Source organism: Ditibartonella apis, from assembly GCF_001952075.1.
GTDB classification, from domain to species: Bacteria; Pseudomonadota; Alphaproteobacteria; order Rhizobiales; family Rhizobiaceae; genus Bartonella; species Bartonella apis.
On sequence record NZ_LXYU01000004.1, the window covers coordinates 476,078 to 500,662 of the forward strand.

General features: G+C 46.7%; 32 protein-coding genes. All 32 read right to left on the reverse strand.

Annotation, left to right across the window (positions count from 1 at the left end; translation table 11 throughout):
• Nucleotides 1-545: 545 nt before the first annotated feature.
• Nucleotides 546-3,212, reverse strand: coding sequence for an alanine--tRNA ligase (alaS, locus tag PEB0122_RS11225; protein WP_075917204.1), 2,667 nt, complete (start codon nt 3,210-3,212; stop codon nt 546-548).
• Nucleotides 3,213-4,497: 1,285 nt separating this feature from the next.
• Nucleotides 4,498-5,580 carry a recombinase RecA gene (gene recA, locus PEB0122_RS11230; protein WP_075870504.1) on the reverse strand — a complete coding sequence of 361 codons (1,083 nt, stop codon included), beginning with the start codon at nt 5,578-5,580 and terminating at the stop codon, nt 4,498-4,500.
• A 225-nt stretch (nt 5,581-5,805) separates the two neighbouring features.
• Entirely contained in the window at nt 5,806-6,477 is a 672-nt protein-coding gene (locus PEB0122_RS11235; protein ID WP_075870503.1) for a YiaD family glycine zipper/OmpA-like lipoprotein, read from the reverse strand.
• 111 nt (nt 6,478-6,588) lie between these two features.
• Nucleotides 6,589-7,869: a replication-associated recombination protein A gene (locus tag PEB0122_RS11240; protein WP_075870502.1), complete on the reverse strand. Its 1,281-nt coding sequence runs from the start codon at nt 7,867-7,869 to the stop codon at nt 6,589-6,591.
• Between the two features lie 48 nt (nt 7,870-7,917).
• Nucleotides 7,918-9,312: a DegQ family serine endoprotease gene (locus tag PEB0122_RS11245; RefSeq protein ID WP_075914620.1), complete on the reverse strand. Its 1,395-nt coding sequence runs from the start codon at nt 9,310-9,312 to the stop codon at nt 7,918-7,920.
• A gap of 810 nt (nt 9,313-10,122) precedes the next feature.
• Nucleotides 10,123-10,548 (reverse strand): 50S ribosomal protein L17, encoded by a 426-nt coding sequence (rplQ, locus tag PEB0122_RS11250; protein ID WP_075870501.1) that lies wholly within the window; start codon nt 10,546-10,548, stop codon nt 10,123-10,125.
• Between the two features lie 23 nt (nt 10,549-10,571).
• A complete protein-coding gene (locus tag PEB0122_RS11255; protein ID WP_075870500.1) occupies nt 10,572-11,585 on the reverse strand; it encodes a DNA-directed RNA polymerase subunit alpha in 1,014 nt (337 codons plus the stop codon).
• 93 nt (nt 11,586-11,678) lie between these two features.
• A complete protein-coding gene (gene rpsK, locus PEB0122_RS11260; RefSeq protein ID WP_075870499.1) occupies nt 11,679-12,068 on the reverse strand; it encodes a 30S ribosomal protein S11 in 390 nt (129 codons plus the stop codon).
• A 126-nt stretch (nt 12,069-12,194) separates the two neighbouring features.
• Nucleotides 12,195-12,563 carry a 30S ribosomal protein S13 gene (rpsM, locus tag PEB0122_RS11265; RefSeq protein WP_075870498.1) on the reverse strand — a complete coding sequence of 123 codons (369 nt, stop codon included), beginning with the start codon at nt 12,561-12,563 and terminating at the stop codon, nt 12,195-12,197.
• A 184-nt stretch (nt 12,564-12,747) separates the two neighbouring features.
• On the reverse strand, nt 12,748-13,326 hold the full coding sequence (locus tag PEB0122_RS11270) for an adenylate kinase (RefSeq protein WP_075870497.1): 579 nt from the start codon (nt 13,324-13,326) through the stop codon (nt 12,748-12,750).
• Nucleotides 13,323-14,669 carry a preprotein translocase subunit SecY gene (gene secY / locus PEB0122_RS11275; RefSeq protein ID WP_075870496.1) on the reverse strand — a complete coding sequence of 449 codons (1,347 nt, stop codon included), beginning with the start codon at nt 14,667-14,669 and terminating at the stop codon, nt 13,323-13,325. Before secY ends, PEB0122_RS11270 begins: the two co-directional genes overlap by 4 nt.
• 228 nt (nt 14,670-14,897) lie before the next feature.
• Nucleotides 14,898-15,365: a 50S ribosomal protein L15 gene (gene rplO, locus PEB0122_RS11280; protein WP_075870495.1), complete on the reverse strand. Its 468-nt coding sequence runs from the start codon at nt 15,363-15,365 to the stop codon at nt 14,898-14,900.
• 20 nt (nt 15,366-15,385) lie between these two features.
• The gene (gene rpmD / locus PEB0122_RS11285; RefSeq protein WP_075870494.1) at nt 15,386-15,592 is read right to left on the reverse strand and encodes a 50S ribosomal protein L30; all 207 of its coding nucleotides are present in this window, start codon (nt 15,590-15,592) and stop codon (nt 15,386-15,388) included.
• Nucleotides 15,593-15,625: 33 nt separating this feature from the next.
• Complete coding sequence (gene rpsE, locus PEB0122_RS11290) at nt 15,626-16,186, reverse strand: 30S ribosomal protein S5 (protein ID WP_075870856.1); 561 nt, start codon at nt 16,184-16,186, stop codon at nt 15,626-15,628.
• A gap of 102 nt (nt 16,187-16,288) precedes the next feature.
• A complete protein-coding gene (gene rplR, locus PEB0122_RS11295) occupies nt 16,289-16,651 on the reverse strand; it encodes a 50S ribosomal protein L18 (RefSeq protein ID WP_075870493.1) in 363 nt (120 codons plus the stop codon).
• 12 nt (nt 16,652-16,663) lie between these two features.
• Nucleotides 16,664-17,197 carry a 50S ribosomal protein L6 gene (rplF, locus tag PEB0122_RS11300; protein ID WP_075870492.1) on the reverse strand — a complete coding sequence of 178 codons (534 nt, stop codon included), beginning with the start codon at nt 17,195-17,197 and terminating at the stop codon, nt 16,664-16,666.
• Between the two features lie 37 nt (nt 17,198-17,234).
• Entirely contained in the window at nt 17,235-17,633 is a 399-nt protein-coding gene (gene rpsH / locus PEB0122_RS11305) for a 30S ribosomal protein S8 (RefSeq protein WP_075870491.1), read from the reverse strand.
• 14 nt (nt 17,634-17,647) lie between these two features.
• Nucleotides 17,648-17,953: a 30S ribosomal protein S14 gene (gene rpsN, locus PEB0122_RS11310; protein ID WP_075870490.1), complete on the reverse strand. Its 306-nt coding sequence runs from the start codon at nt 17,951-17,953 to the stop codon at nt 17,648-17,650.
• Nucleotides 17,954-17,977: 24 nt separating this feature from the next.
• The gene (gene rplE / locus PEB0122_RS11315; RefSeq protein ID WP_075870489.1) at nt 17,978-18,535 is read right to left on the reverse strand and encodes a 50S ribosomal protein L5; all 558 of its coding nucleotides are present in this window, start codon (nt 18,533-18,535) and stop codon (nt 17,978-17,980) included.
• Nucleotides 18,528-18,842, reverse strand: coding sequence for a 50S ribosomal protein L24 (gene rplX / locus PEB0122_RS11320; protein WP_075917205.1), 315 nt, complete (start codon nt 18,840-18,842; stop codon nt 18,528-18,530). The genes rplE and rplX overlap by 8 nt, the downstream gene beginning before the upstream one ends.
• A 12-nt stretch (nt 18,843-18,854) precedes the next feature.
• Nucleotides 18,855-19,223, reverse strand: a complete 369-nt coding sequence (gene rplN / locus PEB0122_RS11325; protein ID WP_008039971.1) for a 50S ribosomal protein L14 — start codon at nt 19,221-19,223, stop codon at nt 18,855-18,857.
• Nucleotides 19,224-19,367: 144 nt separating this feature from the next.
• The gene (gene rpsQ, locus PEB0122_RS11330) at nt 19,368-19,607 is read right to left on the reverse strand and encodes a 30S ribosomal protein S17 (protein ID WP_075914587.1); all 240 of its coding nucleotides are present in this window, start codon (nt 19,605-19,607) and stop codon (nt 19,368-19,370) included.
• 12 nt (nt 19,608-19,619) lie between these two features.
• On the reverse strand, nt 19,620-19,820 hold the full coding sequence (gene rpmC / locus PEB0122_RS11335; RefSeq protein ID WP_075870486.1) for a 50S ribosomal protein L29: 201 nt from the start codon (nt 19,818-19,820) through the stop codon (nt 19,620-19,622).
• A 12-nt stretch (nt 19,821-19,832) separates the two neighbouring features.
• Nucleotides 19,833-20,246 (reverse strand): 50S ribosomal protein L16, encoded by a 414-nt coding sequence (rplP, locus tag PEB0122_RS11340; protein WP_075870485.1) that lies wholly within the window; start codon nt 20,244-20,246, stop codon nt 19,833-19,835.
• Between the two features lie 39 nt (nt 20,247-20,285).
• On the reverse strand, nt 20,286-20,996 hold the full coding sequence (rpsC, locus tag PEB0122_RS11345) for a 30S ribosomal protein S3 (protein ID WP_075914588.1): 711 nt from the start codon (nt 20,994-20,996) through the stop codon (nt 20,286-20,288).
• Entirely contained in the window at nt 20,996-21,385 is a 390-nt protein-coding gene (gene rplV / locus PEB0122_RS11350) for a 50S ribosomal protein L22 (RefSeq protein WP_075870483.1), read from the reverse strand. The genes rpsC and rplV overlap by 1 nt, the downstream gene beginning before the upstream one ends.
• Nucleotides 21,386-21,387: 2 nt before the next feature.
• Nucleotides 21,388-21,666 (reverse strand): 30S ribosomal protein S19, encoded by a 279-nt coding sequence (gene rpsS, locus PEB0122_RS11355; protein WP_075870482.1) that lies wholly within the window; start codon nt 21,664-21,666, stop codon nt 21,388-21,390.
• A 15-nt stretch (nt 21,667-21,681) separates the two neighbouring features.
• Complete coding sequence (gene rplB, locus PEB0122_RS11360; RefSeq protein WP_075870481.1) at nt 21,682-22,515, reverse strand: 50S ribosomal protein L2; 834 nt, start codon at nt 22,513-22,515, stop codon at nt 21,682-21,684.
• A gap of 20 nt (nt 22,516-22,535) precedes the next feature.
• The gene (locus tag PEB0122_RS11365; protein WP_075870480.1) at nt 22,536-22,829 is read right to left on the reverse strand and encodes a 50S ribosomal protein L23; all 294 of its coding nucleotides are present in this window, start codon (nt 22,827-22,829) and stop codon (nt 22,536-22,538) included.
• Entirely contained in the window at nt 22,826-23,446 is a 621-nt protein-coding gene (gene rplD / locus PEB0122_RS11370; RefSeq protein WP_075870479.1) for a 50S ribosomal protein L4, read from the reverse strand. The genes PEB0122_RS11365 and rplD overlap by 4 nt, the downstream gene beginning before the upstream one ends.
• 2 nt (nt 23,447-23,448) lie before the next feature.
• The gene (gene rplC / locus PEB0122_RS11375; RefSeq protein ID WP_075917206.1) at nt 23,449-24,186 is read right to left on the reverse strand and encodes a 50S ribosomal protein L3; all 738 of its coding nucleotides are present in this window, start codon (nt 24,184-24,186) and stop codon (nt 23,449-23,451) included.
• A 27-nt stretch (nt 24,187-24,213) separates the two neighbouring features.
• Nucleotides 24,214-24,522, reverse strand: a complete 309-nt coding sequence (gene rpsJ, locus PEB0122_RS11380; protein WP_075870855.1) for a 30S ribosomal protein S10 — start codon at nt 24,520-24,522, stop codon at nt 24,214-24,216.
• Between the last annotated feature and the right edge of the window lie 63 nt (nt 24,523-24,585).

Here is a 24,585-nt window from a genome sequence, read left to right on the forward strand (position 1 = left end):
CTATCGGAAATAATCACCGGTGCATGAAAAACGGGGCTATTCAATCCAGCTATACGAACGGTAACAATGGCTATTCCAAATGTTCCATTTGATAGCGATGATCGAGCAAGATAAGTATGAACCTATTATCACTCATTGATAAAAGCCCGTCATGACCATTCGTTGCATTTCGCAACTTTGCAAGTCACTTCTCACGAACGATCACCATCAGCCGGCAAAGTTTTAACTTTTGAAAATCCTGTTTAATTGTTCGCTAAAAACAAATTTATAAGTCTTGCCGCGCTTAAACTATTTCCTTGAATAGGCCTAAAACCGCCCGTTGCGCCCTGCTCTCAAAAACATGTGTCATTTTAAGATCGGCACTATTGCCTCACAAAGCGAGCTTCCCGCACTCTCGCAATTTCACTAAAATAATATGAAGCCCAAAGCCGGAAGCGGCTTCAAACTTTTTTACGGACTTGATGGAATGACTGCAGAGAAGAACAATAAAATCGTAAGCCCATAAGACAATAAAAAAGCGGGCTAGCGCCCGCTCTTTACAGCAATTATTTCTGTAATTTTTGTCTCAAGGCTTTCATGGCATCGTCTGCTTTGTTACCATCTGGTCCACCAGCCTGCGCCATATCCGTACGGCCACCACCGCCTTTGCCACCTAGAACTTCCGACAATGCTTTGACGAGTTCGACAGCATTGAACCGTTTTGTCAAATCATCGGTAACACCGACGACAGCACTTGCCTTGCCATCTTCCGAAACACCGATAAAGGCAACAACGCCGCTACCGACCTTGTTTTTACCGGCATCAGCAAGTGGCTTCAAATCCTTGGGCGCGATACCATGAACAACGCGCCCCATAAAGGCTAGTCCGTTTATCTGTTCAATATCGGCTTCGCCGCGATCATTTGCGCCACCGGACAAGGCCAATTGCTTTCTTGCCTCATTCAACTCTTTTTCGAGCTTGCGGCGTTCTTCAACAAGCACATGGACACGTTCCAATGCTTCCTGAGGCGTTGTTTTCAATGCATTGGCAATTTCGTGAACACGTTGATCCTGACCATCAAGATAATGGCGGGCTGCATCGCCTGTCAGCGCTTCAATACGACGAACACCGGCAGCAACTGCGCTTTCCGATACAATGCGGATAAGCCCGATATCACCAGTGCGTTTGACGTGGGTACCACCGCAAAGTTCCAGCGACCACGCGCGGTTTCCGACTTTTGTCGGATCAACCCGCTGCCCCATTGAAACAACGCGAACCTCGTCACCATATTTTTCGCCGAACAAGGCCATTGCACCTTCGGCAATGGCGTCATCAACGCTCATAAGACGGGTTGTCACAGGGCTATTTTGCAAAACAATTTCGTTTGCCAAATCTTCAACCTGTTTGATTTCTTCCGCTGTCATCGGTTTCGGATGAGAAAAGTCGAAACGCAAACGTTCAGGCGTAACCAATGACCCCTTCTGGGCAACATGCGTGCCTAATGTTTCGCGTAAAGCCTCGTGTAAAAGGTGCGTTGCCGAATGGTTGGCACGGATTTTACGACGCCGCTTTTCGTCAACATCAAGTTCAACAACGTCGCCCGTCTTGATCAAGCCTTTTTTCGCAACACCGATATGGACAAACACACCGTTTGCCTTTTTCTGTGTATCGGTCACATTAAACGAGAACTTTTCGCCGGCAATTACGCCAGTATCACCCACCTGACCACCGGATTCACCATAAAAAGGTGTCTGATTGACGATCAATGCGCCTTCTTCACCTTCCTTCAGACCATCGACAATTTTGCCATCTTTCACAATTGCAGTAATCACTGCTTCGGCTTTTTCGGTCTCATAGCCAAGAAATTCGGTTGAGCCGACGCGATCGCGAACGGCAAACCAGACGGTTTCGGTTGCCTCTTCTCCAGAGCCAGCCCAATTGGCACGGGCTTCGGCTTTCTGGCGTTCCATTGCCTTGTCAAAAGCCTCGACATCAACCGTTATATTGCGGCGACGAAGTGCATCCTGAGTAAGATCAAGCGGGAAACCATAGGTATCATAAAGTTTGAATGCTGTTTCACCATCAAGATGATCGCCCGATTTCAGATTGTGGCTTGCCTCGTTCAAAAGGGCAAGACCACGTTCCAAAGTCTTCCGGAAGCGTGTTTCTTCCAATCGCAATGTTTCAGAAATCAGCGCTTCAGCGCGGATGAGTTCGGGATAGGCTTGGCCCATTTCACGTATCAAGGTCGGCAACAGGCGCCACATCAAAGGTTCCTTTGCGCCCAAGAGCTCGGCGTGACGCATGGCGCGACGCATAATGCGGCGCAATACATAACCGCGCCCTTCATTGGAAGGCAAAACGCCATCGGCGATCAAAAAAGCGGATGAACGAAGGTGATCTGCAATCACACGGTGACTTGCAACGAATTCTCCCTCCGCCTTGACGCCGGTTGCCTCTTCGGAAGCGCGTATCAATGTCTTGAAGAGATCAATATCGTAATTATCATGAACACCTTGCAAAACGGCAGCAATACGTTCAAGCCCCATGCCTGTATCAATGGATGGCCTCGGGAGATCGTTACGCTGGTCCTTTGTCACCTGATCATATTGCATGAAAACAAGGTTCCAGATTTCAATATAACGATCACCATCTTCCTCTGCGCTTCCCGGCACGCCACCCCAGATTTTATCACCATGATCATAGAATATTTCCGAACACGGTCCGCAAGGACCCGTGTCACCCATAGCCCAGAAATTGTCATTGGTTGAAATCCGGATAATTTTGTCGTCCGGAAGACCGGCTATTTTCTTCCATAACTCGGCTGCCGCATCATCTTCATGATAGACAGTAACAAGCAGCTTTTCTTTCGGCAGACAGAATTCTTTAGTAAGCAAATTCCAGGCAAAATAGATGGCCTGTTCTTTGAAATAATCACCAAAAGAGAAGTTACCGAGCATCTCGAAAAATGTGTGGTGGCGAGCTGTGTAGCCCACATTGTCCAGGTCGTTATGCTTACCGCCGGCGCGAACGCATTTTTGCGCTGTTGTTGCTCTTTTATAGGGGCGTTGTTCAAGACCGGTAAACACGTTCTTGAACTGTACCATTCCCGCATTGGTAAACATCAAGGTCGGATCATTTCTCGGAACCAACGGACTGGATGGGACAATTTCATGCCCGTTTCTGTGGAAATAATCCAGAAATGTTGACCGGATCTCGTTAACACTATTCATAACTGACACCTGTACTCGCCGCTGAGCTTAATCCTGCCCGCCGGATTTTTAAAAATATATTTGACTGCCTTTTAGAGCATATTCGCCAATCTGGAAACCACTTTTTCACGCCAATCCCGCAATGTGAATGCTAAATCCGGTGCTTTTTGCCTCAAGCAAAGTAGATCAACAGAAAACACTTGAAACATATGCCACGAGCTTAAAAAAAGCGCTTATTCAAACATTATCTCAACAACTTTAATGGGCGGTGACGAAAGCAACCACCTCCTACCAACACTTTTTCCCCGCTTAAATTCAATGGCTATCCCATTGTCGGTTTTTCCTATAGCCACCGCTCTATCGCATAAATCCCTATCGGAATGTGTTACCTCGGACATTTTCGATCAATTGCGTCAGAAAGATTTCTTTGAATTACCGCAATATTTTTTGGTGTTAAAACGGTTTTTCTTCAATTTACCTGCAGCAAATCGGATCTTGTTCCTCTTAATTATTTAATCCTGAAATCAACAGTAAACCGCATCCGATAAACTCTCATCCGCGAATTTCAAAATTGCCGTCAGCAATCGGTCGAATACCAACTCGAAGCACGATAATTCGTAAAATTGGAACACAGCTCATTATTCCGCGATAATTCCATGAGATACCAAGACCACGACAATTTTTTGCAATAGCGAATAAAAGAGTTCACTAGACCGAACTTTTATCCGTTCAGTCTGATTTCCTGAAGTGCCTGATCAAACCGCTATTAAAACGATAGCACCTCGCACCGATAAGAACAGAACTCCGAACACTTCATTTACGTAAAAGTACCACGCGCTATACATAGAATTTCAGGGTATTTTAGGAAATTCCAGGAACGCTTTTGGAATGAAGCCAGAAGAATCATCATGAAAAACTGTGTAGTCACGCACAACAACTGCAAAGCGAATATCGTTTCGACAGAACAATGCCGTTTCACTCCGACATAGACACATATCCTGCTGGCATTTTCCTGAGGATTTTATTCCTGCCGTTTTTTCCCAGTGGGTTTTTCCTGACGGCTTTATTAGCTAGCCTTTACAATTCAACTTCTATCGAACAACATTTATATTAACTGCCAACCTCATTATCCATAAACGCTAACAGAACAATCAAAAAAGGGCGCCAGCCTTTCTGCTCACGCCCTTCATTCAATTATAAACCAGATACAGAACCGATAAATTCTTTAACGTTTTCACGTTGGCATGGACAAATTTTCGATCCTGAAACCACTCTAACTATCTGTGTCGGTTTCAATAAAGCAGGATCAGCCTGCTGCGCTTTCATCATCAGCTTCCGGACCACCGTTTTCAAGAAGTTCTGTTGCAATCAGACCGGCGTTTTGACGTAAAGCTGCCTCGATTTCGTCAGCCACTTCCTTGTTATCGCGAAGAAACTGTTTGGCATTTTCACGCCCTTGCCCCAAACGCTGGGAATTATACGAGAACCACGCACCGGACTTCTCGACAATGCCGACCTTCACACCAAGATCGATAAGTTCACCGAGCTTCGAGATACCTTCGCCATACATAATGTCGAATTCAACTTGCTTGAATGGAGGAGCAAGCTTGTTTTTGACGACCTTGACGCGTGTCTGGTTACCAACAACCTCATCACGGTCTTTGATAGAACCGATACGACGGATGTCCAAACGGACAGACGAATAGAATTTTAATGCATTACCACCCGTTGTCGTTTCGGGCGAGCCGAACATAACACCGATCTTCATACGAATCTGGTTGATAAAAATAACCATGCAATTCGAACGTGAAATGGACGCGGTCAATTTGCGTAATGCCTGACTCATCAAACGGGCTTGTAAGCCGGGAAGCGAATCTCCCATCTCGCCTTCGATTTCAGCGCGTGGCGTAAGTGCAGCCACAGAATCGACAACAAGAACATCGACCGCACCGGAGCGCACCAATGTATCCGTAATTTCCAGAGCTTGTTCTCCTGTATCCGGCTGCGAAATGAGAAGGTTTTCAATATCGACACCAAGTTTACGGGCATAAACCGGATCAAGTGCATGTTCGGCATCAATAAAAGCGCAAATGCCGCCGCGTTTTTGTGCTTCGGCAATTGTATGAAGAGCCAAAGTTGTTTTACCAGAACTTTCAGGCCCATAAATTTCTACGATACGACCTTTTGGAAGTCCTCCTACTCCAAGCGCAATATCCAACGATAACGAACCTGTCGGAATTGTTTCGATTTCGACAATATGTTTGTTATCGCCAAGGCGCATGATAGAGCCTTTGCCAAACGAACGTTCAATCTGGGATAGTGCGGCATCCAGAGCTTTTGATTTATCCACTGTTTTATCCTCAACGAGTCGCAATGTATTTTGTGACATCTTACACTAACCTTTTCTAACATATGAAGCCAGAGCGTTCATTTATTTGATGGTTCATTTGTACACTATTTGTTCTTTTTTGACAAGCCATATAACACGTTGATTTTGTTATTTTATGTCATTTTGTTCTATTAATGTTCTTTTCACTCATGGAAAAACTCAATAAAATAAAACCGCCGATCTGATCGGCGGTTTTAGAAAAACAAATTTTTAATTCACAGAAAATCAATAGCCGTCCTGACGCAACGGTGCAATCTGGATTTCTACACGACGGTTCTGAGAACGGCCTTCCACAGTGTCGTTGGAGGCAATCGGATTAGAAGGGCCATAGCCTTGAACCGCAAGTCTGCGTCCATCAATGCCTTGGCTGTTAAGGTAATTGGCAACCGAAAGTGCACGCCTTTGTGACAGATCCTGATTATGTTCAAGACTTCCGGTCGAATCTGTAAAACCAAAAACATCCACCAGAGATTTGTTATATTTTTTCAATACAATGGCAACAGAATTCAAAACCGGATAGAATTGCCCTTTGACTGAATCCTGATCGGTATTGAAAGTGATATTGCCCGGCATATTGAGCCGTATCTGATCACCAACACGGGTAACAGATACGCCAGTTCCCTGCAATTGTTGACGAAGTTCAGCTTCCTGACGATCCATATAATTGCCGATAAGGCCGCCACCAAGTGCGCCAACGCCGGCGCCGATCAGCACAGCATTTCTTTGCGCATGACTTGATCCGCCAACCATCAGACCACCAAGGGCACCTGCTACGGCACCGATCGTTGCGCCCGTTGCCGTTTTCGATACCTGACTTTCGCCGGTATAGGGATTTGTGGTTTCACATGCGGTTAAAAAACTTGCTGATAGAAAAAGGATGCCCAACTTTTTCAACATTGTTTGTAATCTCCATTAGAGTGGATTCACTTTAATCTCCTGTTGGAGATTATAGACGTGGTTTTCCGGATTTCACTACATGAATACAATTTTTATAGCGAAATACCGAGTTTATTTTTCTTCTCTGCGCTCTTTACGTAATTTTTCCCACCATTCAAGGCGTTTTCTTATTTCACGTTCAAAGCCGCGTTCCGGCGGATCATAGTAGTGCTGGTGGCCTATTTTTTCGGGAAAATACTCCTGCCCCGAAAAGGCATCCGGTTCGTCATGATCATAATGATAGCCTTCGCTATAACCTTCCTGCTTCATAAGTTTTGTTGGAGCATTAAGGATAGATTTTGGCGGCATTAAGGAACCGTTTTCACGCGCAGAACGCATCGCTTTATTAAATGCCACGTAACCGGCATTGGATTTCGGAGCGGTTGCGAGATAAATACACGCATCGGCAAAAGCAAGTTCCCCTTCCGGCGACCCGAGATAATCATAAGCATCTTTTGCTGCATTTGCGATCAAAAGAGCTTGCGGATCAGCAAGACCAATATCTTCAACAGCCATACGCACAAGGCGTCTACCAATATAATGCGGGTCTTCGCCGGCATCCAACATACGTGAAAGATAATAAAGTGCAGCATCGGGATCGGACCCGCGAACCGATTTATGAAGCGCCGAAATCAGATTGTAATGACCATCCCGCCCTTTGTCATAAATTGCAGCCCTTTTCTGTACGATCTTTTGGAGTGTTTTATCGTCGAAAACTTCATCCGGTCTTGCTGCCCGCCATAATTCTTCGGCCATTGTCAGCACTGCACGGCCATCTCCATCAGCCATACGCACCAGCATTTCTCGTGCTCCATCATCAACAGGAAGAGCCTTACCTTCGATCTTTTCAGCTCTTGCTATAATTGTTGCCAAACTTTTTTCGTCGAGCGGATAAAATGTTAAAACACGTGCACGGGAAAGTAAGGCCGCATTAAGTTCAAATGAAGGGTTTTCGGTCGTAGCCCCTACAAGAATAACGGTGCCATCTTCCATAACAGGCAAAAAACTATCTTGTTGGGCTCGATTGAACCTATGAATTTCATCGACAAAAAGCAAAGTTTGCCTACCCGACATGCGTCTCGCCCGCGCACTTTCGAATACTTTCTTTAACTCTGCCACACCGGAAAAGATTGCTGAAACCTGTTCGAAAGCCAATTTCGTTTCGCCGGCAAGAAGCCGCGCGACAGTCGTTTTACCGGTTCCAGGTGGTCCCCAGAAAATCATTGACCCCATAGAGCCGGACTTGATCATTCGGGTCAACGCACCCTCTGGGCCGGTAAGATGCTCCTGCCCGATCACTTCAGACAAATGTTGCGGCCGCATGCGCTCGGCTAGCGGTTTTGTCTTATCCATTTCCGGATCAGACGAAGATGAAAAAAGGTCGTTTACCAAGAAAACACCTCAACGCACAAATTGCCGAACCAACATGCCGTTGCGTTCGTATTCGAGTTGCCAGATGCGCGGTTGGCCATTTGATAGAATTTTTTTCAGATCGGCAACAGTTTTGACTTCCTTGCCATTAAGGCCGTGAATAATGTCACCCCGTTGAAACAATCCTGAAGCATTGCTGTTATCTTCAACATCATTGATGACAACGCCGTTTGAATCCGGTGCCACATGAAAACGCCGTGCATTCATCGGCGTCAAATTCATCACTTCAGCACCGGAAAAAGGCGTATTTCCCGACAATTTTTCGGGACGTGCAATCTCGTTTTCGGGAATAGAAGTGAGTGATATGGAGGTATTGGCTGTCTTGCCGTTTCGCAGATATTCGATATCCAGCGTGTGACCGATACCCGTTGTCATTAACCGGTAACCAAGGCTATCAGGATTATCAATACGGATGTTATTTGCTTTCAGGATAACATCACCGATTTTAAGTCCAGCCTTCTCGGCAGGGCTTTGTTTGGCAACATCGGTTATAATGGCTCCATAAGGCTGATCCATTCCGAGCCCTTCGGCAACATCTGCTGTTACGTTCTGAAATGATGCACCAATATAAGGCGGTTCAAATGTCTGTTCGCCCCTTTTCACAGCATCAACAACAGTTTTTACCAAGTTTGCCGGGATTGCGAAGCCGATTCCAACCGAACCGCCCGATTGCGAATATATCGCCGTATTGATACCGATCAATTCCCCTTTCATATCAATAAGTGCTCCGCCCGAATTGCCTGGATTAATCGGTGCGTCGGTCTGGATGAAAAAATCGAAATCGGAAATGCCGACGCGTGTGCGTGCTTGAGCTGAAACGATGCCACTTGTGACGGTTTGGCCTACTCCGAACGGGTCACCAATTGCCAAAACCAGATCTCCCACCTCGACGGCATCAGAATCGCCCAATGGCAAAACCGGAAATGGCGCACCCTTTGGAGTGATTTTCAAAACCGCAATATCCGTTGCCTCGTCTTTTAACATCACCTTGCTTTCGAATTCGCGACCATCCGACAAAGCAACCTTTATTTCATCCGCATCACGGATAACATGATAGTTCGTAACGATCAGACCACTTTGATCAACAATCACGCCGGAACCTAGTGAGGACTGTCTTCTTGATGGAGCATTTTGAAGCGATTGACCAAAAAACTGTTCAAAAAAAGGGTCGTTAGCGAAAGGAGAACGCGCTTTTACAATTCTGGCAGCATAGACGTTGACCACCGAAGGTGCAGTTGCTTTAACAAGCGGCGCAAAACTCAGTTTAATTTCCGCTTGAGATTGAGGCACTTCGGAAAATCCTGCCTGGGGCAGAATGACTGTTAAAATGCTGAAAAGAACAATGGCCTTGAAAGACAGCTTCATCATCGATTCCTTATTATAGATTCTCTTTTCACAATAGCAGAGACAGCCTGGTATTTTTAAGCATTTCTCAATGAGACTTATCTCTGAAAGCTTATTTTTAACTCAACTGCCATTTTATTGATGATTTTGGCAAAAGAACGATATCGGAACCATCCTTTTTTTCATATCTTTTATCCGTTTCTTCGATGCTTTTTGTGAAGGAGCAAACGATATTTTTCAAGCATCATCCAATGGAATTTTCATTCGGGAAGCCAAGACTTCTGTAATCATACTTCACGTGCACTCTTGCAAGGAACGGCAGCCCAACTCCCACTCGTATTTTAGACACGCATTCAAAATGATGAAGCATTGCGTGCGTCGAATATTCCCTACAACATCAAGTTTCGTACCCGCACACAAAAACACAGCGAGTAATTTCCGCTGCGAGATTACGCCCACACGCACTACAAGGCACAATCGATTTCCCGTTTAAAATGCTTTTCTCTTTTCGCCAATGTTCAAATACCAATCCCACTGGTGTTCAATTCTGTCGGATACGACTTGCAGAACAATATTTACGTGCTGCTCTTTTCCTTGTTTTGTATACACATATTTTTTGGAACATAACCGGATAACGTTACGCGACTCTCATCCCAAGATTTTCATGCAATCATTCAACAGAATGAGATTTAAAAAATTCGCGACAATTTGTATCTTCCTATTGAAGACGAAGGTGAGCGCCTTACCGCATTGAAGAAATTCGAAACATTATAGAAAACAAAAAAACCCGCTATAAAAGCGGGTTCTTCGAAGTGCTTTGTAAGCAAGCTATCAGGCAGCTTCAGTTTCCTTGGCTGCTGCTTCAACACGTGCTTTATCTGCAGCACCCTTGGCATTCACGTCGCGTTCAACAAACTCGACAACAGCCAGAGGGGCATTGTCACCGGCACGGAAACCGGCTTTCATAATACGCAGATAGCCGCCATTGCGCGTTGCGTAGCGCGGTGCCAAAGTATCGAACAACTTTGCAACCTGCTTTGCATCACGAATTGCCGAGATGGCTTGACGGCGTGCATGGAGACCTCCACGCTTACCTAATGTTACCAACTTTTCAACAATTGGACGAATTTCTTTTGCCTTTGGAAGCGTCGTCACGATCTGCTCATGCTCGATCAGTGACGTTGCCATATTGGCAAACATCGCCTTACGGTGACTAGCAGTGCGGTTCAGCTTGCGGCCTGATTTACCATGGCGCATGAGCCTTCTCCTTAATTTCTAACTCAGTATTGATCTTCATAACGTTTTGCCAGGTCGTCGATATTCTCGGGCGGCCAAGCGGGGATTTCCATGCCAAGATGAAGTCCCATTGAAGCAAGAACTTCCTTGATTTCATTGAGCGACTTACGTCCAAAATTCGGCGTACGCAGCATTTCTGCTTCCGTCTTCTGGATAAGATCGCCAATATAAACGATATTGTCATTTTTAAGACAATTGGCAGAACGAACGGAAAGTTCCAGCTCATCCACCTTTTTGAGCAATGCCGGGTTAAATGCAAGCTCGGAAACCTGCTCTTGCGGAGCTTCTTTCTGCGGTTCTTCAAAGTTGACGAATACAGAAAGCTGGTCTTGCAGAATACGGGCAGCAAAAGCAACTGCATCCTCTGCACTCACTGCACCATTTGTCTCAACGGTCAGGATCAATTTATCATAATCAAGAACCTGCCCTTCACGGGTGTTCTCGATTTTGTATGAAACCTTGCGAATTGGCGAATAAAGACTATCAACCGGGATAAGACCTATCGGAGCATCTTCGCTACGGTTACGATCGGCAGGAACATAACCCTTTCCTGCATTCACTGTAAATTCCATCCTGATTTCGGCACCCTGATCGAGTGTGCAAATAACGTGTTCAGGATTGAGAATTTCGACATCGCCGACTGTCTGAATATCCCCCGCAGTGACAACACCCGGTCCTTCTTTACGAACGACCATGCGTTTCGGACCCTCGCCTTCCATACGGATGGCGATTTCTTTGATATTCAAAATAATATCTGTAACATCTTCCCGTACGCCGGGTATTGACGAGAATTCGTGCAACACGCCGTCAATCTGCACAGCAGTGATAGCTGCACCGCGCAAAGAAGACAGTAATACGCGCCGTAAAGCGTTACCTAACGTTAAACCAAAGCCGCGTTCCAAAGGCTCAGCAATCACAACAGCCTTGTTCGAACCGTTTTGAGTCTGAAACTCGACTTTATTAGGCTTAATCAGTTCCTGCCAGTTTTTCTGGATCATATTCCTATTCCTGTCCTTTACTTCCGCCACCATTCAGCCGTGACGGCCAGCTTGAACGCCAGAGCAAAGCTCTGACACCGAAAAACAACCGGATTAAACGCGGCGTTTCTTACGCGGACGGCAACCATTATGCGGAATGGGTGTCACATCACGAATAGATGTAATAATAAAACCTGCAGCCTGAAGTGCTCTCAAAGCGGATTCACGACCCGAACCTGGTCCGCAAACTTCAACTTCAAGTGACCGCATACCGTGATCTTGCGCTTTTTTTGCACAATCTTCTGCAGCGACCTGCGCCGCAAAAGGTGTCGATTTACGCGAACCTTTAAAGCCCTGAGCCCCAGCTGACGACCAGGAAATTGTGTTTCCCTGAGCATCGGTGATTGTTATAAGAGTATTGTTGAATGTCGAATTGACATGAGCAACGCCCGACGAGATATTTTTACGTTCGCGACGGCGAATACGTGTAGGCTCTTTGGCCATAATTTTCCTTTCACTGATCTCTGCACCGCCGTATCTCCAGCGGCTACACCTTATTAGCTCCAATCACCCCGAACAAAAAACAATGTTTTCTGCTTTCAGGCAAACTGAAGTAAATTCACGTGTGAATTATTTCTTTTTACCGGCAATAGCCCGTGCCGGACCTTTACGGGTACGTGCATTGGTATGTGTACGTTGACCGCGAACCGGCAACGAACGACGATGACGCAAACCACGATAGCAACCAAGATCCATAAGACGCTTGATATTCATAGAAACTTCGCGACGAAGGTCACCTTCCACCTGATAATCGTGATCGATAGCTTCACGGATTTGAAGAACTTCAGCATCCGAAAGTTCACTCACACGGCGTTCAGCAGGAATACCGACTTTATCAACGATTTCTTTAGCAAATTTCGGTCCAATCCCGTGAATATACTGAAGAGCGATAATAACGCGCTTATTCGTCGGGATGTTGACGCCAGCAATACGAGCCACGCCTGTTCTCCTTAAATTAAATTTCAACCATTTGTGTCGCAACTACCAGCAGTTGGAACACAAAGCGACCAGAACCGCACACAAAGCCGATTCCAATCATCTCTCAAAAAAATGAAATTGTGCTGTCTTTGACGGATTTCACCGCAAAAGTCAACTCCCCTTTCACTTATAAGCCGGACTGTCTTTAGTGAAGTGCTTTTTCAATTGCCAGTGTGACATCCTTGACAGAGGCCATACCATCAATTTTTTTCAACAAACCGGTTTTTTCATAAAACTGCGACAAAGGAGCAGTTTTCTGACCATATTCCACAAGGCGTTTGGCAAAAGCTTCCGGATTATCATCCGAGCGAACTTTTCCACCTGCAGCAATTGTTTCTGCAACGCGAGTCTTCATACGATTGACAAGCGCATTCTGATCAACAACAAGTTCGATGACCGCATCCAAATTCGTATGTTTATGTTTCAGAATTTCTTGCAACGCTTCGGCTTGACCGACAGTGCGTGGATACCCATCAAGAATAAAACCTTTCGAGCAATCAGGTTCATCAATCCGGTCAGAAACAATCTGGTTCACGATCTCGTCTGAAACAAGCCCGCCAGCATCCATAATAGACTTGGCCTTCTTGCCGACTTCGGTTCCTGCTGCAACTGCGGCCCGCAACATATCGCCGGTCGACAATTGAGGAATACCATATTTTTCAGTCAGAATTTTTGCCTGCGTACCTTTACCGGCACCGGGTGGTCCTAAAAAAATCAGTTTCATCTATTTCTTTTCCCGCTCCTGAGTTTTGATTTTTTGAGCAAACCTTCATATTGGTGAGCAACCAAATGCCCTTGAATTTGCGCAATCGTGTCAAGTGTAACTGTTACAACGATCAACAGTGACGTACCGCCGAGATAGAACGGAACATGCAATGTCGACATCAAAAATTCTGGCAAAAGGCAAACAAGAATAATATAAATCGCACCAACAACGGTAATGCGTGTCAGTACATAGTCAATATACTGAGCAGTCCGCTCTCCAGGCCTTATTCCCGGAATAAACCCGGAATGTTTTTTCAGCTGATCAGCTGTATCTTTCGGATTGAATACAATCGCCGTATAGAAAAAGCAGAAGAATGCCATCAGTCCGGCATAAACAACCATGTAAAGCGGTTGTCCATGACTCAATGAAAAGGAAATTGCCTGCAGCCAATGAGGCATGTTTTGCGAAAAATTGTTAACTGTTGCAGGCAACATCAAAAGTGACGACGCAAAAATCGGAGGAATAACGCCGGCAGTATTGAGTTTGAGTGGCAAATTCGAAGTATCGCCTTTGAACATTCTGTTGCCCATTTGGCGATTAGGGTACTGAATAATGATGCGTCTTTGTGCACGTTCAACAAAAACGATAACAGCAATAACCGCAATGCAAATAACGATAATAGCAAGCAGCATGAACGTCGACAGATCTGCCTGCGCGTGTGCTGTCAAGAGTTGAGCAATGGCGGAGGGAAGGTTTGCAACGATACCCGCAAAGATGATCAGCGAAATACCATTTCCGACCCCACGCGAGGTGATTTGTTCACCAAGCCACATCAAGAAGATCGTACCGCCTGTAAGCGTAATAACAGCAGTAATCCTGAACATCATTCCAGGATCTGTAACAATTTGTAAGCCCGTCCCCATCCCGCTTTCAAGCGCAATAGCAATGCCGTAGGCCTGAATGAGCGCCAATAAAACAGTGCCATAACGCGTGTATTGGTTAATAATCTTCCGGCCGGTCTCACCTTCTTTTTTCAAGGCTTCAAGCGAGGGAATAACCGACGTCATCAACTGCACGATAATGGATGCGGAAATGTATGGCATAATACCCAGAGCAAAAATGGCCATACGTCCAACAGCTCCACCGGCAAACATATTGAACAATCCCAAAACACCAGACGCGTGTTGCGCAAAAGTTTGTCTTAGTGCATCAACATTGATTCCCGGCATTGGTATATAGGTGCCAAAACGATATACGAGCAATGCACCCAAAGTGAACCAAATACGTTTCTTGAGCTCGGTAGCACGCGAAAAAGCACTAAAATTAAGATTGGAAGCCAGTTGTTCTGCGGCGGATGCCATAAAATCTCTCCGGTTTTATCCATGGTGTTGAACCACGAAAATTAACACATGCTTTTAACTCTCTACGCAAAAAAACGCAAAGAGAAACAATGTTAGTTAAACCTATTTTAACTCAAAGCCGTTTTGCCTGATAAAAATAGTTTTTGCAACGATAAATCCTGCATAAAAAAAGTCCGGAATGAATGCTATTCACATCACACCGGACCGAATTTTTCTCAAGAAAATAACTTATTCAGCAGCAGCGCGAACGTTAACAACGCCACCGGCCTTTGTTACTTTCTCGATAGCTGCTTTAGAGGCACCGGCAACATCAAAGGTAACTTTTGCCTTCAATTCACCATCCGACAAAAGACGAAAACCGTCTTTTTCGCGGCGGATAACGCCGGCAGCTTTCAAAGCCGCACTATCCACAGTCTTTGAGGCATCAAGTTTTCCTGCATCAATCGCTGTCTGAACACGGCCAACAGAAACTTCATTAAAGCTCTTGGCAAAAAGATTATTGAAGCCGCGTTTTGGCAAGCGCCGATAAACCGGCATCTGTCCGCCTTCAAAACCGTTAATGGCAACGCCAGAACGTGCTTTCTGACCTTTAACACCGCGACCAGCCGTCTTTCCCATTCCGGAACCGATACCGCGCCCTACTCTTTTACGATTCTTTGTAGCGCCTTCTTGATCGCGCAGTTGATTGAGTTTCATGTTCTTTACTCCTACAATCCTCAGCCTTCGTCCACAATACGGACGAGATGCTCTACTTTTGCAATCATACCACGCACTGCTGGTGTATCATTCAATGTGCTGCGGCGATGCATCTTGTTAAGTCCAAGCCCTTTCAACGTAGCACGCTGAACTTGCGGACGACGAATTGGACTGCCGATTTGCTCAACAGTGACCTTCTTGCCACTATGGGTTTTTTTCCCAACCATTTTCTAATTCCTCTATATCGCAAGTTCCACGAACTATTCTTCGTTGCCGATGATATTCTGCCGACGAGCCTGCAAAGTCGAATATTTAATTCCACGTTGGGCGGCAATATCTTTCGGATGGACCTGACGCTTCAGCGCATCGAAAGTTGCGCGAATCATGTTGTAAGGATTTGAAGAACCGAGAGATTTTGCGACAACATCCTGCATACCGAGCGTTTCGAAAACAGCACGCATAGGACCACCAGCAATAATACCGGTACCGGCGGCAGCCGATCTCAACAACACACGGCCCGCACCATGGCGCCCCTCGACATCATGATGGAGTGTGCGCCCCGAACGAAGTGGCACATAAATCATTTCATGTTTTGCCGCTTCAGTAGCCTTGCGGATCGCTTCCGGTACTTCACGTGCCTTACCATGTCCGAAGCCGACGCGCCCCTTCTGGTCACCGACAACAACAAGAGCAGCAAAGCCGAAACGACGACCACCCTTCACAACCTTGGCGACGCGGTTGATGTGTACGAGACGATCAACGAACTCGCTGTCACGTTCTTCATGACGCTCATCACGATTATTACGTTCTTTTTGTGCCATTCCTAATTCCTTTTTCTTTTCCGGAAGCACGTATCAAAAAAGAATTCCCCTTCAAAGAGAGGAATTCCTCGGCGAAGCGCCCGGAAACTCCGGGCAATCAATTTAGAAGTTCAAACCGCCTTCGCGAGCTGCATCGGCAAGAGCCTTGATGCGACCGTGATAAATATAAGCACCACGATCAAACACAACCTCTTTTACACCAGCAGCTTTTGCACGTTCAGCAATAAGCTTGCCAACCGCGCTTGCTGCTTTGACATTGGCACCGCCTTTAAGGGACGGACGAAGTTCTTTATCCAATGTCGACGCAGATGCAACGGTCCGACTATGCAAATCATCGATGATCTGAACATAAATATTCATATTCGAGCGATGAACGCTCAATCTCATACGGCCGTTAGCGACCGCTTTTACCTGACGGCGAACGCGCTGTGCGCGGCGCTGAAGTATTTCTTTAGGCGAAGCCATAACGCAAGTTCCTTATTTCTTCTTGCCTTCTTTGCGCACGATTCGCTCGTCCGCATATTTAACACCCTTACCTTTATAAGGTTCTGGTCCGCGATACTCGCGAATTTCGGCAGCAACCTGACCAACCTTCTGCTTATCAATTCCGGAAACCAGAATTTCTGTTGGCTTGGGAACGGCAACTGTAATACCTTCGGGCACCTGATAGATGACATCATGGCTAAACCCCAAAGAAAGTTGAACATTTTTACCATGCATTGCTGCACGATAGCCAACGCCGTTAATTTCCAGCTTCTTCTGAAAGCCGCTCTTCACACCTTCAATGATGTTTTCAATCATTGAACGGGACATACCCCACTTAGAACGCGCTTCCTTGGTCTGATCACGTGGTGTCACATGCACCACATTATCTTCCAATTTGAGATGAATTTCATCATCAGCGACAAAACTCAACTCACCTTTCGGTCCCTTAACCTTGATCGCTTGCCCGTCAACTGAAGCAGTGATGCCAGCCGGGACATGAATCGGTTTTTTTCCAATACGTGACATTGTTATAACCTATCTTTCTAGCTTTTTCCGACATCAATCAGAAGATGCGGCAAAGAAGCTCCCCACCAACATTCTGCTCACGAGCCTCATGATCAGCCATAACACCTTTCGGCGTCGAAAGGATCGAGATACCGAGGCCATTAGCAACTTGTGGAATAGACTTCACTGAAACATAAACGCGACGACCAGGCTTAGAAACACGCGAAATCTCGCGAATAACCGGTGCGCCATCAAAATATTTCAATTCAATTTCAAGCTCGGACTTACCGTTCTCGAAATCGATCTGACTGTATCCGCGTATATAGCCTTCGGTTTGAAGAACATCAAGGACACGAGCACGCAATCTCGATGCAGGTGTCGAAACCTTCGATTTCTTACGTCCCAAAGCATTGCGAATGCGTGTAAGCATATCTCCAAGAGGATCTGACATAGACATTTACGAAACTCCTCTTACCAGCTTGATTTTACAACGCCCGGAATATGACCGAACGAGCCGAGATCACGCAATGCAATACGCGACATTTTCAATTTACGATAATAGCCACGCGGACGACCGGTAACTTCGCAACGATTGCGAATACGAACTCTTGCAGAGTTACGAGGCAACTCGGCAAGTTGAATGGATGCACGAAAACGCTCTTCAAGAGACACTTTCTGATCCATAATAATTGCTTTCAGACGCGCACGGCGTGCTGCATACTGTTTGGTCATCGCACGGCGATGCTTGTTCTTCTCAACGGCACTTGTTTTGGCCATAATTTTACCTCGCTACGCTTGCCGTTACGCACGGAACGGAAAATTGAAACCACGCAACAATTCACGTGCTTCATCATCCGTTTTCGCCGTCGTACAAACGATGATATCCATACCCCAGATCTGATCTACTTGATCGTAGTTAATTTCCGGGAACACAATGTGTTCTTTGATACCCATGGCAAAATTGCCACGACCGTCAAAACTTTTAGGATTAAGACCACGAAAATCGCGAACGCGTGGCAAAGCAATCGTTACCAAGCGATCAAGAAATTCATACATACGGTCTCTACGCAATGTAACTTTTGCACCAAGCGGCATTCCCTCACGAACTTTAAATGTCGCAACAGAATTACGTGCGTGTGTTACAATTGCTTTCTGCCCTGCAATAAGGGTCAAATCCTCGGCTGCTCTTGCAGGCTTCTTGGAATCGGCTGTTGCCTCTCCTACACCCATATTGAGAACAACCTTGTCAACGTAAGGAACCTGCATATTGTTTTCGTAATGAAACTTATCCTGCAGCGCCTTGCGAACTACTTTGATATATTGCGTTTTCAAACGCGGCTCTTGAATCTTATCAGCCATCGATCAGATCTCCCGAACGTTTGGCAACGCGAACCTTCTTGCCACCCTCTTCAACACGAAAACCGACACGGGTTGGTTTTCCATCCTTGGGATCGGCAATGGCCAATTTTGAAATATGAAGTGGAGCTTCTTTCGAAATAATACCAGCTTCCTGAGTTTGGGTCTGACGCTGATGGCGCTTGACCATATTGATACCGCGAACGATTGCAGTACTTTCCTCAGGATTAACCTTGATTACTTCACCGTTACGCCCTTTGTCCTTACCGGACAGGATGACGACTTTGTCGCCTTTACGAATTTTATTCATCGCAACGGCTCCCTATAGCACTTCTGGCGCGAGCGAAATAATCTTCATATGATTCTTACCGCGAAGTTCACGGGGAACCGGTCCGAAGATACGAGTACCGATCGGCTCTTTCTTATTATCAACCAAAACAGCAGCGTTCTTGTCGAAACGAATAACACTACCGTCAGCGCGACGAATATCCTTGGCAGTACGAACTACCACGGCTTTCATCACATCACCTTTTTTTACGCGGCCACGAGGAATAGCTTCTTTAACCGAGACAACAATAATGTCGCCAACGGAAGCATATTTCCGTTTCGAGCCGCCCAGCACCTTGATGCACATGACACGACGGGCGCCGGAATTATCCGCGACGTCGAGGTTTGTTTGCATCTGAATCATGACTGGCCGCCTTCTCTAAATGTTTACGTCCGGCAGTGCATTTGACACATTCGGACTTGCCTGTCAAATTATGATTAAGACTTTTTCAAAACAAAATGCTGGGCGCAACAGCACCCAACGTTCTGTATGTAAAAATCCGACTGATTAAGCAGCGCCGTTCTTTACAACGACCCAGCGTTTATCTTTCGAAATCGGCTTCGATTCTTGAATAAAAACCTCGTCACCAACTTTGAATTCGTTGTTTTCGTCATGCGCTTTGTACTTCTTCGACTGACTGACAGTCTTCTGTAGAAGCGGATGCGAATAGCGCCGCTCTACCTTGACTACAACAGTCTTATCGTTCTTGTCGCTGACGACAACGCCTTGCAGAATGCGTTTAGGCATGTCTTAACTTCCTTAAGCCTTGCTTTCGGCCGCCTTCTGGCGGGCGATTGTTTTTATGCGCGCGATATCACGGCGAACCTGCTTAACGCGTGCTGTTTTTTCCAACTGACCGGTTGCTTTCTGAAAACGCAGATTGAACTGCTCTTTCTTCAGCTTGGCCAACTCTTCATTCATCTGATCGAGCGTCTGAGCCCGTACTTCTGCGGCTTTCATCGCTTAGTCCCTTTATTCAGCTATACGCTGGACGAAACGTGTTTTAATTGGAAGCTTTGATGCGCCCAACCGTAACGCTTCACGTGCCACATCTTCGGGTACGCCGTCAAGTTCAAACATAATACGTCCCGGTGCAACACGTGTTGCCCAAAATTCAACAGCGCCTTTACCTTTACCCATACGAACTTCGGTAGGCTTCGATGATACCGGAACATCCGGAAAAACGCGGATCCACACACGGCCGGCACGCTTCATCTGACGCGTGATAGCACGACGGGCCGCCTCAAGCTGACGTGCAGTAACACGTTCAGGCTCCATGGCCTTAAGACCATAGGCACCAAAATTAAGTTCCGTACCACCCTTCGAAACACCGTGAATACGGCCTTTGAACTGCTTGCGGAACTTTGTGCGTTTTGGCTGCAACATTGTTCTCTACTCCAAATCCTTCTTTGCCCGTCTAAAAAATCAGGCGTTTTCGCGACGGCGGTTCGTGTTTGAACCTTGATTATCGCCTTCAATAGCACGACGTTCGGAAGCCATCGGGTCATGTTCAAGAATCTCACCCTTGAATACCCAAACCTTCACGCCACAGATACCATAGGCAGTATTGGCTTCGGCCGTACCGTAATCAATATCTGCACGCAAGGTATGAAGAGGAACGCGTCCTTCGCGGTACCATTCCATACGGGCAATTTCAGCACCACCAAGACGACCGGCACAGTTGATACGGATACCTTCAGCACCAAGACGCATTGCTGACTGCACTGCACGCTTCATTGCGCGACGGAAAGCAACACGACGTTCTAACTGCTGTGCAATTGACTGTGCAATCAACTCGGCGTCAACTTCCGGCTTGCGGACCTCGACGATGTTCAAAGCTGTATCAGCATGTGTCATTTCAGACAGTTTGCGACGCAACTTCTCGATGTCGGCCCCCTTCTTACCAATGATAAGACCAGGACGAGCTGAATGAATCGTTACACGGCACTTCTTATGCGGACGTTCAATAACAACTTCCGAAATCGCTGCCTGTTTCAACTCATTCATGACATACTTGCGGATTTTCAAATCTTCATGCAACAACCGGCCATATTCACCGGTATCAGCATACCAACGAGAATCCCATGTACGATTGATACCGAGACGAAGCCCGATAGGATTGATCTTCTGACCCATTATGCGGCCTCCTCTTTATCGGACACTTCGCGAACAACAATTGTAAGATGAGAGAACGGACGCAAAATTCTGCTGGCGCGGCCACGACCACGCACATGAAACCGCTTCATAACAATCGATTTACCGACTGAAGCTTCCGCTACGATAAGCGAATCGACATCCAGATCGTGATTGTTTTCTGCATTGGCAATCGCAGATTCTAATGTCTTTTTCACCGTATCGGCAATGCGTTTACGAGAAAAAGTCAAATCTGCAAGAGCTGTATTAACTTTCTTACCGCGAATCATTGCCGCTACAAGATTAAGCTTCTGCGGGCTAACACGAATTGTGCGAGCTACAGCCTTTGCTTCATTATCTTTAAGCTGGCGCGGAGCCTTAGCTTTGCCCATTATTACTTCCTCTTCGCTTTCTTGTCCGCACCGTGACCATAATAGCTGCGGGTTGGAGCGAACTCACCGAACTTATGTCCGACCATTTCTTCCGAAACAGAAACAGGAACATGCTTGTTTCCGTTATAGACGCCAAAGGTCAAGCCAACAAATTGCGGCAAAATCGTGGAGCGGCGGCTCCACATTTTAATAACCTCGTTACGACCGCCGGCACGTACCTTCTCAGCTTTCTTGAGAAGATAGCCGTCAACAAACGGTCCTTTCCATACTGAACGAGCCACTTCAGACTACCTCTCTTATTTCTTGCGTTGATGACGTGAGCGCATGATGAATTTATCAGTCGCCTTGTTCGAACGTGTACGCTTGCCCTTTGTAGGTTTACCCCACGGAGAAACCGGATGACGCCCGCCTGATGTACGGCCTTCACCACCACCATGTGGGTGATCGACCGGGTTCATTGCAACACCACGAACATGTGGACGCTTACCACGCCAACGGGCGCGACCGGCTTTACCGTCATTTGTGTTACCATGATCGGAATTCGAAACGGCGCCAACAGTCGCATAGCAACCACTTGAAACCAGACGTTGTTCACCCGAATTCAAACGGAGAATAGCCATACCCTGATCACGACCAACAAGCTGTGCATAGGTCCCGGCCGAACGGGCAATCTGCCCGCCTTTTCCCGGCTTCATCTCGACATTGTGAATGATCGTGCCAACCGGCATATTGCCCAAAGGCATCGAATTACCGGGCTTAACATCAACATTTACGCCGGCAACAACCGTATCTCCTACGCCCAACCGCTGCGGAGCAAGAATGTAGCTCAGATGACCGTCTTCATAACGGATAAGCGCAATAAATGCAGTCCGATTGGGATCGTATTCCAAACGTTCGACCTTAGCGGGCATATCCCGCTTCAAACGCTTGAAGTCGACAAAGCGATATGTTCTTTTGTGACCACCACCCTGATAGCGGGCAGTTACACGGCCGTGATTATTACGACCGCCTTTCGACGACAAACCTTCGGTCAGCGCTTTCACAGGTTTGCCTTTGTAAAGACCGCTACGGTCTACAATGACAAGCTGACGCTGCCCTGGCGTGGTCGGATTAAAGTGCTTGAGTGCCATTATTCCTAACTCCGAGCCTCTTAAAGACCAGTCGAAACGTCGATTGACTGACCTTCAGCCAGCGTCACGATCGCTTTCTTGACATCACTCTGTCGACCGACAACGCCTTTAAAACGTTTCACCTTACCCTTGCGGGTTGTTGTATTCACTGCTGTAACTTTGACACCGAATAAAGCCTCAACAGCTTCCTTGATTTCGGATTTGGTCGCCTTCGGCGTAACCTTGAAAACGACCTGATTGTTTTCCGACAGCATCGTCGACTTTTCGGTGATCACCGGACTTACGACGACATCATAGTGGCGAAGATCTGTCATTTGAACCGCTCCTCAAGGGCTTCGACAGCTGCCTTGGACAAAACAAGTTTGCCACGACGCAGAATGTCATAAACATTGATCCCCTGAACCGGCAAAACATCTACATTAGGAATGTTCGATGCGGCACGGGAAAATTTCAAATCGATTGCTTCACCGCCGATTAACAATGCGTCTGAAAAGCCGAGCTTAGCAAAGTCTTTGACAAGAACATTGGTCCTGGCTTCTTTGACATTCAATTCGTCAACAATAATCAAATCCTTGGATTTGGCTTTTGCCGACAAAGCATGACGCAATCCCAAAGCGCGAACTTTCTTCGGAAGTTCATGAGCGTGGCTGCGAACAACCGGCCCGTGAGCCTTACCGCCGCCACGAAACTGTGGAACGCGAGCAGAAGAGTGACGAGCACGCCCCGTGCCCTTTTGCTTATACATCTTGGCACCCGAGCGGGACACGTCAGCGCGTGTCTGGCTTTGATGAGTACCTTGTTGGCGACGAGCGAGCTGCCAGCGGACAACACGTTGCAGGATGTCTTCTCTGGGTTCCAATCCGAAGATATCTTCAGAAACCTTCAGCTTACCAGCATCCTTGCCGTCAAGAGTTGTTATGATGAGATCCATTATCAGGCTCCCTCAGCGACTGTGGCTTCCGCCTTGGGGGCAGCAGCATCTGTTTTTGCATTCTTTGGCTGACGCAAGGCGGCCGGTTTCGGTGCATTTTCAGGAACGCTCCTCTTAATTGCATCCCGCACCAATATCCAGGCACCTTTCGACCCCGGAACTGCGCCACGAACCAAAATCAACCCGCGATCAGCGTCGGTTGAAACAACTTCGATATTCAAAGTTGTAATTCGTGTCTGCCCCATATGGCCAGCCATTTTCTTACCTTTAAAGACCTTACCCGGATCCTGACGTTGACCTGTCGAACCATGGGCACGGTGTGTAATGGAGTTACCGTGCGATGCACGATGTCCACCAAAGTTATGACGTTTCATAACACCGGCGAAACCTTTACCAATTGACGTACCGGTGACGTCAACCAATTGACCGGGAACAAAATGCTCCGCAGTAATCTCAGCCCCGACTTCCAAAAGATTGTCGGGACTTACACGAAATTCAGCAATTTTAGCTTTCGGCTCGACCGAAGCTTTTGCAAAATGACCACGCAACGCTTGAGAAGTATTTTTCACCTTTGCAAGCCCTACGCCTAACTGAACAGCTGTGTAGCCATTCTTCTCAACTGTACGCTGAGCAACAACCTGACAATTCTCCAAACGAAGAACCGTAACAGGTACATGTTCTCCGGCATCATTATAGACGCGGGTCATGCCCAGCTTTTGTGCTATTACACCTGAACGCATCGGGTTCGTTCCTTCCGTCCCCAAGCCTTAAAGCTTGATCTCGACATCAACACCAGCAGAAAGGTCGAGCTTCATAAGCGCGTCCACTGTCTGCGGCGTCGGATCAACAATATCAAGAAGACGCTTATGTGTACGCATTTCAAACTGCTCACGGCTCTTCTTGTCGATGTGCGGCCCACGATTAACCGTGAACTTCTCGATTCGCGTTGGAAGCGGAATCGGTCCACGGATATTGGCGCCAGTACGCTTGGCGGTCGACACAATCTCACGTGTCGATGCGTCAAGAATCCGGTGATCAAACGCTTTTAAGCGAATGCGGATGTTCTGACCGTTCATACTCTTTTTATCCCTGTCAACCGGAACGTCTTTTTTCAAAGACGCTCCTTAACAATTAAAATT